The sequence below is a fragment of the Streptomyces agglomeratus genome, from assembly GCF_001746415.1.
GTDB classification, from domain to species: Bacteria; Actinomycetota; Actinomycetes; order Streptomycetales; family Streptomycetaceae; genus Streptomyces; species Streptomyces agglomeratus.
Genome location: NZ_MEHJ01000001.1, coordinates 711,583 through 725,845, shown reverse-complemented (window position 1 = coordinate 725,845; position 14,263 = coordinate 711,583). Strand labels below are relative to the sequence as shown.

10 protein-coding genes are annotated in these 14,263 nt (G+C 69.2%); 1 reads left to right on the top strand and 9 read right to left on the bottom strand.

Features of this window, described 5'->3' with window-relative positions:
• Position 1 precedes the first annotated feature (1 nt).
• The 6 genes from xdhB to AS594_RS02830 all read right to left on the bottom strand — a co-directional run bounded on the left by xdhB (position 2) and on the right by AS594_RS02830 (position 7,501).
• Positions 2–2,428, bottom strand: coding sequence for a xanthine dehydrogenase molybdopterin binding subunit (xdhB, locus tag AS594_RS02855; RefSeq protein ID WP_069925503.1), 2,427 nt, complete (start codon positions 2,426–2,428; stop codon positions 2–4).
• Positions 2,425–3,948: a xanthine dehydrogenase small subunit gene (locus AS594_RS02850; RefSeq protein WP_069925502.1), complete on the bottom strand. Its 1,524-nt coding sequence runs from the start codon at positions 3,946–3,948 to the stop codon at positions 2,425–2,427. The genes xdhB and AS594_RS02850 overlap by 4 nt, the downstream gene beginning before the upstream one ends.
• Positions 3,949–4,528: 580 nt before the next feature.
• Entirely contained in the window at positions 4,529–5,032 is a 504-nt protein-coding gene (locus AS594_RS02845; RefSeq protein ID WP_069925501.1) for a GNAT family N-acetyltransferase, read from the bottom strand.
• 68 nt (positions 5,033–5,100) lie between these two features.
• A complete protein-coding gene (locus tag AS594_RS02840) occupies positions 5,101–5,649 on the bottom strand; it encodes a GNAT family N-acetyltransferase (protein ID WP_069925500.1) in 549 nt (182 codons plus the stop codon).
• A 92-nt stretch (positions 5,650–5,741) separates the two neighbouring features.
• Positions 5,742–6,083, bottom strand: coding sequence for a hypothetical protein (locus AS594_RS02835; protein WP_069925499.1), 342 nt, complete (start codon positions 6,081–6,083; stop codon positions 5,742–5,744).
• Positions 6,080–7,501, bottom strand: a complete 1,422-nt coding sequence (locus AS594_RS02830) for a PrsW family glutamic-type intramembrane protease (protein WP_069925498.1) — start codon at positions 7,499–7,501, stop codon at positions 6,080–6,082. The genes AS594_RS02835 and AS594_RS02830 overlap by 4 nt, the downstream gene beginning before the upstream one ends.
• Before the next feature lie 153 nt (positions 7,502–7,654).
• Here AS594_RS02830 and AS594_RS47175 point away from each other — a divergent pair, with 153 nt between their 5' ends.
• A complete protein-coding gene (locus tag AS594_RS47175) occupies positions 7,655–7,972 on the top strand; it encodes a hypothetical protein (protein ID WP_069933499.1) in 318 nt (105 codons plus the stop codon).
• A 127-nt stretch (positions 7,973–8,099) separates the two neighbouring features.
• Here AS594_RS47175 and AS594_RS02820 read toward each other — a convergent pair whose 3' ends face one another.
• The 3 genes from AS594_RS02820 to AS594_RS02810 form a co-directional block, all read right to left on the bottom strand.
• Positions 8,100–10,118 carry a hypothetical protein gene (locus tag AS594_RS02820; protein ID WP_069933500.1) on the bottom strand — a complete coding sequence of 673 codons (2,019 nt, stop codon included), beginning with the start codon at positions 10,116–10,118 and terminating at the stop codon, positions 8,100–8,102.
• Between the two features lie 244 nt (positions 10,119–10,362).
• Positions 10,363–11,466 (bottom strand): alpha/beta hydrolase, encoded by a 1,104-nt coding sequence (locus AS594_RS02815; RefSeq protein WP_069933501.1) that lies wholly within the window; start codon positions 11,464–11,466, stop codon positions 10,363–10,365.
• Positions 11,467–11,652: 186 nt separating this feature from the next.
• Positions 11,653–14,196, bottom strand: coding sequence for a helix-turn-helix domain-containing protein (locus AS594_RS02810; protein WP_069934936.1), 2,544 nt, complete (start codon positions 14,194–14,196; stop codon positions 11,653–11,655).
• Positions 14,197–14,263: the final 67 nt, after the last annotated feature.

Genomic DNA, 14,263 nt, shown 5'->3' with positions numbered 1-14,263 from the left:
GTCAGGCACCGCTCAGCACTGTTGCGTCGGCGTCGGTTCGGGTCGTGCCTTCGGTGGCGTCCCCGGCCGATCCGTTGCGGGCGTGCCCGTTCCGGGACGCATCGCCCCGGTGAGCCGTCTCGATCGCCCAGTACACCGCTTCCGGCGTGGCGGGCGAGGCCAACTCCACGCTGGCACCGCTCGGTCCGAACGCCGCGGCGGCCTGCCGCAACGCTTCCCGTACCGAGAACGCCAGCATCAGCGGAGGCTCACCCACCGCCTTGGACCCGTACACCGAGCCCTCTTCGGTGGCATTCTCCAGCAGCGTGACGTTGAACTCCTCGGGCATCTCCGAGAAGCTCGGCAGCTTGTACGTGCTCGCCGCCTGGGTCAGCAGCCGGCCGCGGTTCGGCCCGTCAGTGGCGTCCCAGCGCATGTCCTCCAGCGTCAGCCAGCCCGCCCCCTGCACGAAGCCACCCTCGACCTGACCGATGTCGATCATCGGCGACAGGCTGTCGCCGACATCGTGCACGATGTCCACCCGCCGGATGCGGTACGCGCCGGTGAAGCCGTCCACCTCCACCTCGGCCGCGGCGGCGCCGTAGGAGAAGTACTTGAACGGCGAGCCCCGGAACGTCTTCGCGTCCCAGTGCAGCCCCTCGGTCCGGTAGAAACCGGCCGCCGACAGCTGAACCCGCTGGAAGTACGCGGTGCGTACCAGGTCGTCCCAGGCCAGTTCCTTGTCGCTGCCCAGGGTGCGCGCGACGCCCTCGACGATGCGTACGTCCGAGGCGTTCGAACCCAGCTGCGAGGCGGCCACCGACAGCAGCCGTTCGCGCAGCTGCTCGCAGGCGTTCTTCACCGCCGCACCGTTGAGGTCCGCCCCGGAACTGGCGGCGGTGGCGGAGGTGTTGGGCACCTTGTCGGTTCGCGTCGGGGCCAGCCGCACCTTGTGCAGCGGGATACCCAGCGTGGTCGCGGCCACCTGGAGCATCTTGGTGTGCAGGCCCTGGCCCATCTCGGTGCCGCCGTGGTTGATCAGGACGGAACCGTCCTTGTAGATCAGCACCAGCGCGCCGCCCTGGTTGAAGGCGGTCAGGTTGAACGAGATGCCGAACTTGATGCCGGTGACCGCGAGTGCCCGCTTGGTGTGCGGGTGCGCGGCGTTGAAGGCGGCGATCTCGCGCTTGCGATCGGCGACGCCGCCGTTGTCCAGGGTCTTCTGCCAGACGGCCGAGATCCGTTCGGGCTGGGAGACCTGCTGTCCGTACGGTGTCGCCTGCCCCTGCTGGTAGAAGTTGCGCTCCCGCAGCTCCATGGGGTCCAGGCCGAGCAGCGGCGCGCAACGGCCCATGATGTCCTCGATCACCAGCATGCCCTGCGGTCCGCCGAAGCCGCGGAAGGCGGTGTTGGAGACCTTGTTGGTCTTGGCGATGCGACCGGCGATGCGGGCGTTGGGAATCCAGTACGTGTTGTCGATGTGGCACAGCGCGCGGGCCACCACCGGCTCGGACAGGTCCAGGCTCCAGCCGCCGTCCGCGGTCAGGGTGGCGTCCAGCGCCCGGATACGGCCGTCCGCGTCGAAGCCGATCTTCCACTGGGCGTGGAACCCGTGCCGCTTGCCGGACATGGTCAGGTCCTGCGTCCGGTTGAGCCGCAGCCGGACCGGCCGGCCGGTCAGCTTGGCGCCGAGCGCGGCGACGGCCGCGAACCCGTGCGGCTGCATCTCCTTGCCGCCGAAACCGCCGCCCATCCGCAGGCACTGCACGGTCACCTCGTGGCTGTGCAGACCGAGTACGTGCGCGACGATCTCCTGGGTCTCCGACGGGTGCTGGGTGCTGCTCTGGACGAACACCTGCTCGGACTCGTCGATGTGGGCCAGCGCCGCGTGCGTCTCCAGGTAGAAGTGCTCCTGGTCGGAGAACTGGAACTCGCCGGTGAACACGTGCGCGGAATCGGCGAAGCCGGAGTCGACGTCACCGGTCAGCATCACGGGCCGAGCGCCGTGGAAACTGTCGGCCGCGATCGCGTCCTGAAGTGTGATCACGGATGGCTGCTCGTCGAGTTCCACCTCGACGGCCGCCGCGCCGAGCCGGGCCGCCTCCAGGGTCTCGCCGAGCACCCAGGCGACCGCGTGGCCGTAGAACATGACCTCGTTGGGGAACAGCGGTTCGTCGTGCTTCATCCCGGCATCGTTGACGCCCGGCACGTCGGCACCGGTCAGTACGCGGACGACGCCGGGCACGGCGAGCGCGGGCTCGGTGCGCAGCGCGGTGATCCTGCCGTGGGCCTTCATGACCTGGACCGGGTAGGCGTGCAGGACGTCCTTGGTGCGATGGACCAGGTCGTCGGTGTAGAGCGCGGTCCCGGTGACGTGCAGGGTGGCACTCTCGTGCGGCATCGAAACGCCGACGACAGGCTTTTCGGGGCGTTCGGACAAGTTACTCATGACGACACCGCCTCGGTGGTTTGCGCGTACAGCTTCAGCAGGCTCTGGCCCAGCATCGCGGAGCGGTAGAGGGAGCTGGCGCGGTGATCGCTCATCGGGGTGCCCTCGCCCCGCAGCTCCCGGGCCGCGGCCTCGACCGTCTCCGCCGTCCACGGCTTGCCCTCCAGGGCCGCCTCGGTGGCGAGGGAGCGGATCGGGGTGGCGGCCACGCCGCCCAGGCCGATACGTGCCTTGCGGACGATTCCGTCCTCGATGTCGAGCGCGAAGGCGACCGCGACGCTGGAGATGTCGTCGAAGCGCCGCTTGGCGATCTTGTGGAAGGCCACGACCGGCGACAGCGGCAACGGGATGCGTACCGAGCGGATCAGCTCGCCGGGACGGCGCACGCTCTGCCGGTAGCCGGTGAAGTAGTCCGCCAGGGGGACCTCGCGCTCACCGTCGGCGTCGGCGAGCACCACCGATGCCTCAAGCGCCAGCAGCACCGGCGGGCTGTCACCGATGGGGGAGCCGGTACCCAGGTTGCCGCCCAGGGTCGCACCGTTGCGGATGAGCCGGGACGCGAACTGCGGGAACAACTCTGCCAGCAGCGGGACTTCACCGTCGAGGCGGCGTTCGATCTCGGTGAGCGTCAGCGCCGCCCCGATCTCGATGCGGTCGGCTTCGACGCGCAGCTCCCGCAGTTCGGACAGCCGGTCGATGGCGACGACGCAATCCGCCCGGCGGGAACGGATGTTGACCTCCACGCCCCAGTCGGTCGAGCCGGCGACCACCACCGCGTCGGGCCGCTCGCGCAGCAACCGCAGCGTTTCGGCCAGGGAACTCTTCCGCAGGAAGGCGCTGTCGTCCTGGGTGTACTCAGTGGTAGCCGGCGCGGGCGGGGACTGCTCGCGACGCTGCGCCAGCGGGTCCTCGTCGGAGGGCGTACCGACGGCGAAGGCGGCATCGCGGATCGGGCGATATCCGGTGCAGCGGCACAGGTTTCCGCTCAGCGCGTGCAGATCGAAACCGTTCGGCCCGTGCTCGGCGTCGACGGTTTCGCCCGAGCCCGAGCCCGAGCCAGCGTGCGAGTCCGGGTCGGAGCCCGAGTCCGCGTGCGCGCCCGAGTCCGAGTGCGCGCAGCGGTCGGGGCGGTAGTACTCGGCAGCCATGCTGCAAACGAATCCCGGCGTGCAGTAACCGCATTGGGAGCCGCCGCGGACCGCCATCTCCTCCTGCACCGGGTGCAGGGTGGGCGGCGTGCCGGGTTCGCCGGCGGTGGCGAGACCTTCGGAGGTGACGATCTCCTGACCGTCGAGTGCGGCGACCGGAACCAGGCAGGCGTTGACCGCCACCCAGTCGGTGGGCTTGTTCACCCCGGGACGCGCCACCAGGACCGAACAGGCGCCGCATTCACCCTCGGCGCAGCCCTCCTTGGTGCCGGTGAGGCCACGATCGCGCAGAAAATCCAGCGTTGTGGTGTGGGGCGCAGCCGGTGAAATCGGTGTTTCTTTCCCGTTGACCGTGATCCGCGCCGCTACCATGACGGACCTTCGATGCGGTGCGCGATGGGTTGATTCATCATGTTCGCCAATTTCAGGCAGCTTTCTGTGTTCAGGCGCGCCACAGGAGACGAGCGGGCGCAAAACGGCACGCAAGAGCGACGTGCGGGGAGGTGGTGACGGGAAACCCGGAACGTGCCACGGACGGGCACATCAGAACGGCGTGTCAGCAGCCGTGCGCGATCCGACCCGGAACCCAGGCTGTGCACTGGGCGAGGCGACCAAGATCAGAGCTGGTGTACATCTGCTGGTCGCCTCCTTTCGGGAGTCATGGGTCGACGTCTACCGCAAATTAGTGGGCTGGAGCCGCCGAGGTCAAGAGGTTGACCTCGGTGTCTCGACATGTGTCGACAACCGATACGGACTGAGGCCCTGCCGCGGTGCGCCACCCGCCGAGCCGCGTCGCCTTGCGCGGCTGCCACGTCGAGCGTTCGAGGACGAGGACGATCAGGAGCTGTCCGGCCGATCGTTTGCCGTATCGCGTGGCCCGGTCCGCGAGCCGGCCGGGTCATTGAGCGGCGCGGTCGAATGAGCACGAGAGCCCCGGAAGCGGGCAGTCGGCTTACGGCAACGAGCGGGTTAGCCAGACGACTTCACCGTTGTCTTCCGTGGAAACGTGATCCCGCTCGAAGCCGAGCTTCTCGAGGACACGGAGCGACGGTGTGTTCCACGCGCCGACGGTCGACCAGAGCCGTTTCCGCCCGGTCGCGACAGCCGCATCGAGCACCGCGCTTGCCGCCTCGGTGGCGTAGCCACGCCCATGCGCGCGCTGAAACAGCTCATACGCGATTTCAGGCTCCTCCAGGGTCGAGCGGCCGATGATCAGCCCGCAGTAGCCGATGAAGTCGCCTTCGTCACGGCGCTGGATGGGCAACAGGGCGATCCCCGTGGTCGCCGTCTCGGTGAGCAGCTCCGCGATCGACGTCCGAATGTGCTCAACCGCGGGCGTCCCCTTGCCGCGTTCGGAGAGAAGGGCGCAAAACTCAGCGGCGTCCGACTCGGCCCACGGCCGTAGTATCAGCCGCTTGGTCTCGAGGTGGAACGGCATCGTTTCGTACGTAGTCATGCCCCCACTCTGCCGCACGGGTCATCGCAAACCACGGCTGGAGTATGAGGTCCGCCGAGGCCGTGAAGTCACTCGGCCTGCATAGCGTCTGCCGGAACCTCGAAGACGATCTCGAGTCCGTCGCGCTCGTTCCCCTGCTCGCCGACGCGCGTGAATCCGAAGCCCGCCATGGTGGCCAGGGAGGCGGTGTTGTCGGACCTGATAGTGGCCCGTACGGTCCTGACGCCGGGTTCGGCGGCGGCCCTGACGAGCAGCGCCGTCAGCATGGCACGGCCATAACCCTGGCGGCGGTACCGGGGAACGACGGAGTACCCGACCTCGACCGTGCCGTCCTCGTCCGGCGGCCCGTGGAACCCGGCGTCGCCGACAACGGCGCCGTCCGACTCAGACACCGCGGCCCGCGTGATCCAGGGCGCGGCAGACGGGTCTTCGGCGAGCTGGTCAGCGCGATAGCCGAAAATATGGCGGGCCCGGTCGCAGACGAAGTGTTCGTCAAGGGCGACCCCGGCCTCGGCGCTGCCGCTGGCGAGGTCACCGTCGGCGAGCGCCCGCAGTGCCTTTGCGCTGAGCTGGACGAAGCGGACGCGTTTGGGGATGGAGCGAAGTTCGTTATTCATCGCGGAGATGCTCGCCGAGCACCGGAGAGCTGTCCACCGCTTTACGGACGGGCCCTCCGGCGCGCAGCCGGCCGGTGCGAAGGGTCAGCGGATCACGGCGACATGTGGTCCGCCTCGCGCCGCCCTGCCGCCGACTCCTCGTTCAGCGCACCGCCGAACACCGCATCGATCGCCGCCAGGTCGGTGTCGGTTTCCGATCGGGATCGGCGCAGCGCGGAGATGAGCCAGAGACCCGCCGCGAGAGCGAGCAGACCCCACATCGCCCCCGAGGCGAAGCCCGCTACGTGCTCCGGGCAGGCTCCGCCGGGAAACGACCTACTGCCCTTGTAATCAGGGTTCGAGCACTGCGCCACGGCGGAGGCGGGTGCACCGAGGACGAGCAGCGCGGTTGCCGTGGCCAGGGCCGGCAGTCGCACACGCCTGTGGTTGATCATGACGGGACCTCCTGCGCCGATGGTGAAGACGGACGAACGGCCGGTACGACAAGACCTTTCAACTCCAGCACGCGTGCACGCAGCGGAGCGTCGTTGGCCACGGCAGAGTCGGCTCCCGAAGACGTGCGGTGCCAGTGCTGCGTGGCCAGGTCGAGCTGCGCCCGGTGGAGACGTCTCAGGTGGCGTACGCCCGCGAGTCCGTCCCGGCGCCACACCCGCAGTTCGAGCAGGAGGCGACGCCGCGGGGAGAGCAGCACGTCCGCCTCCGGCCGGGTGACCGCGCCCGTGCCGACGCCCGCTTCCCCCCGCAGTGCCTGAGCGAGGCCGACGGCCTGCTCGCGCAGACCCCGCCGGAGGATGACCACGGACGCGAGAACGAACGGCCCCGAAGTGACGGCGGTGACGAGCGGCACGCCCACGAGCAGGTCGAGTGTCTGGTTGTGGGAGAAGAGGTCCTCGGTCAGTGTGGCGAGCCTCGGCATGGTCGCGTCCGTGACGAAGTGCCCGCCGATGGCGGCCACGGCGCCTCCGCCGATGACGAGCAGACGGTCCTTCCGCACGGACAGCCCACGGGCCGCGCCGAAGCCGGCGCCCACCACGGCGGAGAACGCCACGTGGACAGCCATCAGCCCGACCACCTGCCGTATCCAGAACTGCGTGGCTGCCTGGCCGGGATCGATGACCGTCATGAACCGGACGGTCTCGGTGAGATTGAAGCCGAGCCCCACCGCCGCTCCGACGACAGCGCCGGAGACCACCCCGTCGAAGTGCCGTCGGAAGAGGAGGTAGAGGACGGCGACCCCCGCGGCCTTGCCCATTTCGGAGAACATTCCGGCGTTGAGAGACAGCAGCGTGTAGAGCGAACGGATCGCGTCCCGGGGGTGTTCCCAGTCGAGCAGGTAGCCACCCGCGTACCGCTGGAACCACACGATCATGACGGTTCCGAACCCGCCCCCGATCAGCACACCCCAGCCGAAGCCCGTCAGCAGCAGCCATCCCGGCAGGCGACGGTACAACTGCACACGATGCACGCACAGCAGTGCCACCGCGGTGGTGGGCAGGCACATCACGAGAACCAGCGGGGCACTGGCGAGTACGTCAAGCGGCATGACGGCGTAGGGCAGCAGCAGAGCGCCCAGGATGCCAAACTGGCAGGCCCGCACGGTTCCGACACGGCCGCCGGTGCCCGTCCCCGATGTGCGTCGGTACATGATCAGGAGCAGCAGACCGAGGGCTGCGGCGATCATCCAGCCGACGTGGAGGAGCCTCTTCGTCAAGGTGAAAGGAGCCGGCTCCGGGAGCCTGAACACCCGCATCCACGGCAGTGGGGAAGTGATGGTGGGCTGTGCCCAGTACAGGATCTGGCCCATGGCGAAGGCCAGCGACAGGGCGACCGCCACCGTGATCGCGGCGGCCATGCCGTGGCGTGGGATGCGGGGAGCAGGCGGCGGTCCCGATGGCGGGAAGAGGACTACTTGGGCCGTCGTCATCGGGTACCTCCGGACTTCGGGATCGAGCCGTCCGCGGGGAAGCCACTCGGCAGCCCTCCGGAGAATTCCGTCGGGAAATCGGTGGGGAAGCCGGTCGGCATCTCGGTGGGGACGTCGGTGGGCAAGCCCGTGGGCATCTCGGTGGGGATGTCGGTAGGGAAACCCGTGGGCATTCCGGTGGGGAAGCCCGTGGGCATCTCGGTCGGCAAGCCGGTCGGGAACCCGCTGGGCAGTGTCCCCGGTCCGGTCGGCAGGCCCGAGGGCATGCCCGGCCTGGTGGGCAACGTCGGCAACTTCTCCGGCAGCGGGAAGGCCGGATCGGTCGTGAAGCCGACCAGCACGCCGATCAAGGCGGCTACCGCACCCATCCCGCCGAGCGCGGCCATCAGCCGCACGTAGGGGCGGCGCTCCGGCTCACCCGAGGCGCCCCTCGTCTCTTGCAGGGGCGGAGAAGAGCCGGAGACCGGGAGAGGGCCGGAAGGCGACGCCGCCGGGTCCTGTGCTGCGGATTTGTCGGTGGGAGAGGTCATGACGGCCTCCGGAAGGTGTTGCTCGTACGGGTGGAGGACGCCGCCGCACGACGCAAGGGACTTGCGGAGGCGGAATCGCTCAGCCGGCGGCGGCGCCACCACAGCAGCGCAGCCAGGGGAAGCAGCAGCACAGGGAGCAGGCGCAGCGCCAGTGCGGCGGGGGAGGTGGGCTCTTCGGACGGTCCGAGCCCTGCGGCCTGGCGTGGAGTGGGTGCACCGAGCAGGACGGTGCCTCCGGACGCGGGTCGGGGCGCGTTCAGCGACTGGTCGATGTCCTTGGCGAGACCTGCGTGCTGCGCAGCGAAGCGGTCGTCCGAGACCTTACGGAGGGGAATCCTGGTGAGGTCGACGCCGCCGTAGGAGTAGGTACGGACGTAGATCTTGTTGCCGCTGGTCGTCCTCTTGCTGACTTTGAACTCGCCCTTGGTGTGAGAGCGGACGTACTGGTCGAACGTGTCGGTGGGCTTCCAGTCGCTCTCGGTCTGCCAGGGGGTGATGTCACCCTTGTCGACGAGGTCGCGATAGGTGGTGGGCTTGGTACGGCTCAGCTCGCGGTACCACTCGGCGGCCACACGGGCGAGGTAGACCCTCCGCAGTTCGGCGTATTCCGGCGCCGTGTTGATGGAATGCTTCAGCTTCGGCAGGATCAGGCTTCGGAACAGCCGCTCATTGCGGTCTTCGGCGGCTTTGTCCTGCTGAGGGCATGAGGCGGTTTTGGAAGCGCCGGTCTTCTGCTGGTACTGGGTCTCCATCTTTACGTCGAGGGGCGCGTCGAGGATGTAGAGCTTGTCGCCGTTCTTGTGCACCGAGGCCGGCGCGGAGAGGATCCAGGTCCGGAACGACATACATGCGCCGGAGACGCGGTTCCAGAATTCCCGGCCCGTCGCGGCGTCGGGGTGGATCAGTTTGGCAACGGTCTTCTTCATCCGCAGGTCGGCCTGGAGCATGATGCGCCCGGCATCCGTACGGCCCAGCCGACTGTCGACGATGCGGTCCGGCTCGTTCGGCTTGAGATTGACCCAGAACGAACTCGGATGCAGTGACAGCCAGACGAAGAAGGCGTCGGAGGCCTGGTCAGCCGCCGTCAGACCGGTACGAGGCCGGTGATCTCCGCCGGCCACCGCCGGAGCCTCAAAGGAGTACTGGAGCCCGCTGCCGTCGCCGGGGTCGGAGAGATACCGCAGTTCGAGCGAGGAGAAATCGATCCCCCCTGACGCCTCGGCCATCGGTCCGGCCAGCGCCCTGGGCAGCCCCCCACGGCCCGCTCCCTTCGTGTCCTCTTCGGCGCAGGGAGCGGCAGGCGCGGCGAGGTACGCGACCGAACGCGCACGGGGTAACGCCAGCGAGGCCGACTGTGCGTGTACGCCGGCGGACTCATTGCCCGGCAGGGTCGACGGCGGCGCCTGTGTCGCGCACTTCTTCGGTGTGACCTTGCCGAACGTCTGGGCCAACCGTTCCGCTTCCCGCGCGCGCTTGTCCAGCACCATCTGACGGGTGCGGAGCACCGCCTTCTGGTTGCGTTCCCGGTCCGCGTCCGTCATTTGTGCCTCGTGGCTCGCGGCGGCGGCAGCGTTGAGTATGCGCTCCCTGCGTTGGAACGATCCTTTCCCGCTTTTCGTCATCCAGCGGACTTCGGTGTTCTCCGGAATCTCCGGAGCGCATCCGTCACAGGGGGAGAGATCGGAGTAGAGGAGAAACGTACGGCTGCGGTCCGCTACTCCCATGAACAGTAACTCTTGGGTGAAGAACACCATTTCGGAATGCGCGCCGTCGGCCTCCGACGTGGAGGGATTGTTGAAGGTGGGTACGATCACGAACCGCTCTATCTGGGGTCGGCGGGCGAGACCGAGCGACTTGTACAGCGCGGGATCACTCGTCTTCAACTCCTTGGGCACCACCACGCGGTATCCATTGGTGTCCACACCGTTCAAGCCGGTGATGTCCACGAAGCCGATGGCCAGATTGCGGCCGTACGCTGTGTCGAGCCCAGCAGTCCTGCGCGCCGCATAAGCCATGTTGCCGACAGGATCCTGGAACCACTTGGTGATCTGTTTGCCCCGAGGGCCCGGGGCGGGAAGCTTCTTGGGGCCGTTCTCAGCGCTGGCGGCAGACAATGTGGCTGTGTCTCGCGCCCCTGCCGCAGGATCCGCGCCCAGCAACACCGCGAGAGCCACCGTGAGCACCGCGAACCCGCGTAACCGCAGGCGACCTCTGTGCAAGACCATGACGTCCTTCTCCTTCGAAGACCCTTCCGATCAGTCAGCGCGCTGCGGCGAAGGCGGCTTCGAGGCGCGGGACGTAGTCGGCGAAAGCGGGGGCCCAACAGCCGTAGTTGTGGCCGCCGTCGCAGCTCGGGGCCAGTGACGCGCCGTTGCCGTAGTTGACGAGACGGCTGGGGATGCCCAGCTGGTCCAGGCGGGCCTTGACGGTCTTGGAGGCAGCCTCGGTGTGGACGTCGATGATGTCGTTGTTGCCGGTGTAAAGGGTGATACCGGTGCCGGACAGCTTGGCGAGGTTGGCCGGCGCCGCCGGATCGACCGCCTTCCATACGCGGTCGGCGTCGAAGAACGGGTACGGCGAACCGAAGATCGCGTCACTGTCCACGTAGGGGCCGAAACCGGTGCACTTGCCGGAGCCGGACGAGCTGCTCGCCGCGCACCAGGCGCCGGTGAGGTTGAGCTCGGTGGCCAGGACGGCCGCGCGGACCTGCGGCATGCCGAAGTCGATGCCTCCCGACAGTGCGGCGACGTGTCCGAAGAGGTCGGGCCGGGCCTCGGCGTAGTGGAGAGAGCCGTAGCCGCCCATGGACAGTCCGACGACAGCCCGGTGGGCCCGGTCGGCGCGGGTACGGAGGTTGGCGTCGATGAACGGGACGACCTGGGTGAGGTGGAAGGTCTCCCAGTTCGCGGCCCCTTCGGCGGTGTTCTGCATCAGCCAGTCGGCGTACCAGCCCTTCAGCCCGCCGTCCGGCACCACGGTGATCATCGAGTCCGAGTGCAGTGCCGGCGCCGCCGCGACGTCGTTCACTGTGCCGCCACCGCCGTGCAGGAAGTACGTGACCGGCCAGCGCCGGCCGGGGTCGGCGTCGTACCCGGCGGGCAAGAGGATGCGGATCTTGTGCTTCCCGGAGAGCTGCTTCGTGGTGACCGTGATCGTGAAGTCGGTGGGGCTGTGCACCTCGGTGGACCCCGGGACCACCGTCAGACCGTGACCGTCGGTGAAGGCGGGGACGGCGGAGGCGGAGGCAGCGGAGGCGGTGGCTGCGGGCGCGGCGTTCGGTGCGTCGGCGTGTGCCGCGCCGGTGCCCGTCAAGGCCGCGAGCGTGAAGGCCGCGCCGACCGTGGTGAAGCGGAGAAACGTCATCGGTTACCCGTCGTCGTGGGGTCCCCGCGGCGGCAGGATGAGCGCCGCGGGTCGGACGCTCCGATGCTGGTCTCCCGTGCCGTCGGACGGACAGGCCGTACGACCGGCCATTTGTGACCGGCCACCACCCGGGCCGAACGGTGCCGTCCAGGGCCGCTACCGGGCCCGTCTCTCACGCCCTCGCTGTCAGGAGGCCCCGGCTCGTGGGGGCGGGAAGGTGGCCGGTGCGAAGTCGGCGTGCTGTCGGCGGAACGCGTTCCCGAGGTGGTGTTGCAGCCGGACATGGCGGAACTGGTACACGGCGCCGGTCTGCCGCAGGACCCCGCGCCGGTAGGCGTCGTCCAGGAACGCGGCGGGGTCCCAGGGAAGCCTGCCGGTCAGCGGAAGCCAGACGCGGGAGAACACGAACCACTGTCCCCAGGCGGTGAAGGCGAGCACATAGGAGGCCGCGCCCCCGAGTCCGCCGACCGCTCCGATGAACAGGCTGTCCTGCAAGCCCCAGTTGAGTCGTCCCATCGAGCCCTGGAGCAGCTGGACGATCACGTACCCGCCGAAGGCGATGGCCAGTGTGAGTGTCGGGGCCAGTACCAGGAACTGTCGCACCATCGTCGTACGGTTCGAGGACAGCAGGCTGACCGGGGTGGCCGCCGTGGTGACGTCCACGGGTGCTTCGAGTGCGGCCATGAGCCCGAAGACGAGGCCGGCGGCCGAGCCGAAGATCAGCCCCAGGACCACCATGTTGATCAGAGTGCCTTCGATGACGCGCGGGTCGGTGAGAGGGCTCCCCGAGTACAGCGCGCGTTCGAGGGCGAGGGCGCAGGCGCATCCGATGCCCATGACGGTCCCCCCGAACAAACCGTGGCCGAACCGGACGATGAAGGTGCGCAGGGGCCGGCGGCCGAGACCGCCGTGGAAGCCGCGCAGCGTCACCCGTACTCGGGTCGGTTCGACGACCGCTCCGCCCCCGGACCTGTCCATGATCGCGTAGACGGACCCGAAGGCGATGCCCGCGACAGGCCCCATGAGACCGCCCTGCAACAGGAGTTCGCCGATCCCGATCGGTGTGAGCAGCAGGCCGACCAGCCAGTCGGCCAGGGCGACGCTCAGGGCGGTGGCCAGGAAGACGGCGAAGGTGCGGGTCGAGCGCGACAGCGAGTCGCTGAGCTGCCACCACGCGAGGTCGTGCCGGTCGCGGTCGAAGCGGACGAGGTGGTGGGCGAGGTGGCCGAGCCAGCGCTCGGCGCTCGCGGCATCCGGGCCAGGACTCCTCGGCTGCCGGCCGGCGGCGTCCCGTTCGGGGGGCCGGCGCCGGTAGACGGCGGGCACGAAGCCCGCCAGCAGGTGTTCCTCCACGCTCCTCACCGTGGGGAAGCGGGTGACGTCGAGGAGTTCGGCCGGATCCTGGCCGGGTATCTCGCTGTACAGGGTACGGGCGAGGATGACCATGAGCGGGGTGGTCAGGGCTGTCGCCAGGTTCGCGCTCCCCGGGCTCTCCCGCGTGCGCAGTTCTCCGATGACCGTCTCCCACGCCGTCCCTGGCCCACCGGCGCTGTCGTCTCCGCCCCCTTCCCGCGTGATCGTTCGCGTGGTGCGGGGCAGGTAGCCGGCGAGGTCGTCGAGGGTGAGGTCGCTGAGCACGACGCCCGCCGCCCAGACGAGCGGCGCGTGCGCGGCCCGGACCGCTTCGGCGTACTCGTCACGCCGACTGGTGAGGACGAGCGGCGACGAAGTGGCGTTGAGGGCGTCCAGGGCCTCCCGCCGCAGACCTTCGGCGATCTCGTCGAACCCGTCCAGGACGGGGAGGATCAGGTCGGCGTCGACCAGCGCGGCGGCCAGGGTCGCCCCGCGGGGGCCGCGACCGGCCAGATGGGGATGGTCGCGCAGCAGCAGGCCGACCAGCCAGTCCCGCAGTGCGGTGGTCGTCGGGTCCCAGGAGCCGATGCTGAAGATGACCGGCACACGGCCGTGCGTGACCGGGGCCTCCAGAAGGTCCAGTACGAACCTGATCGTGAGTACGGACTTCCCCGAACCGGCCCTGCCGAGGATCGCCAGTCGTCCGGACGGGATTCGGAGGTAGACGTCGGACACGCTCCGGAGGTCACCCTCCAGGTCCAACTCGCGCGCCGTCTCCCCGGGCCACAGACGCTGGATGTTCTCCGTTCGGTCGGTCAGACCGGCAGGCGCCGGCTCCCACCGGACCGGCAGGGGATACGGGTCGTGGACCCTGCGTTGCGCCTCCTCCCGGCGCCAGCGCCGCCGGACCTCCGTCGCGAGTTCTCGCGCGGCGGCGGCGACGGTGTCATGTACGGGTAAGCGGGTGGGCGTCGCGGACGTGCTGGGACCCGGCAGGGCCTCGCCGGGCCGCAGAGCGCCGGGTACGGGGGCGACCGACTGGCTTTGGGGGGCGACCGACCCGGTCTCGGATGCGGGCACGGGCGCGGCGGCCTCTTCGGGCACGGGCGCGGCGGCCTCTTCGGGTGCAGGTGCTCGGAAGGCCGGCCCGCCCCGCGGTGCGGTGATGGTCGCCGCCAGGCGTCGGCGGTCCTCCTCACCGAGTTCGAGCGCGTCCGCGAGCAGGTTCACCGTTCCCATGCGGTGGTTGGTGGAGTTGCCGCTCTCCAGTCGGCGAATGGTGCGCACGCTCACCCCGGACCGTTCGGCAACCTGTTCCTGGGTCAAATCCGCCGCATCGCGCAGTCGGCGCAACAACGTGCCGAGTTCATCTGTCACCGAGCGTCTCCCTGCTCGCCATTTCGCACGGCGGCGAGCCTACCGGCGGCCACCGGTCACGGATGGC

Excerpts from the sequence above, each read along its gene's own strand:
- xdhB (WP_069925503.1), bottom strand. The coding sequence starts at position 2,428 with ATGAGTAACTTGTCCGAACGCCCCGAAAAGCCTGTCGTCGGCGTTTCG.
- AS594_RS02850 (WP_069925502.1), bottom strand. The coding sequence starts at position 3,948 with ATGGTAGCGGCGCGGATCACGGTCAACGGGAAAGAAACACCGATTTCA.
- AS594_RS02845 (WP_069925501.1), bottom strand. The coding sequence starts at position 5,032 with ATGACTACGTACGAAACGATGCCGTTCCACCTCGAGACCAAGCGGCTG.
- AS594_RS02840 (WP_069925500.1), bottom strand. The coding sequence starts at position 5,649 with ATGAATAACGAACTTCGCTCCATCCCCAAACGCGTCCGCTTCGTCCAG.
- AS594_RS02835 (WP_069925499.1), bottom strand. The coding sequence starts at position 6,083 with ATGATCAACCACAGGCGTGTGCGACTGCCGGCCCTGGCCACGGCAACC.
- AS594_RS02830 (WP_069925498.1), bottom strand. The coding sequence starts at position 7,501 with ATGGCCGCCGCGATCACGGTGGCGGTCGCCCTGTCGCTGGCCTTCGCC.
- AS594_RS02820 (WP_069933500.1), bottom strand. The coding sequence starts at position 10,118 with ATGGCTTATGCGGCGCGCAGGACTGCTGGGCTCGACACAGCGTACGGC.
- AS594_RS02815 (WP_069933501.1), bottom strand. The coding sequence starts at position 11,466 with ATGACGTTTCTCCGCTTCACCACGGTCGGCGCGGCCTTCACGCTCGCG.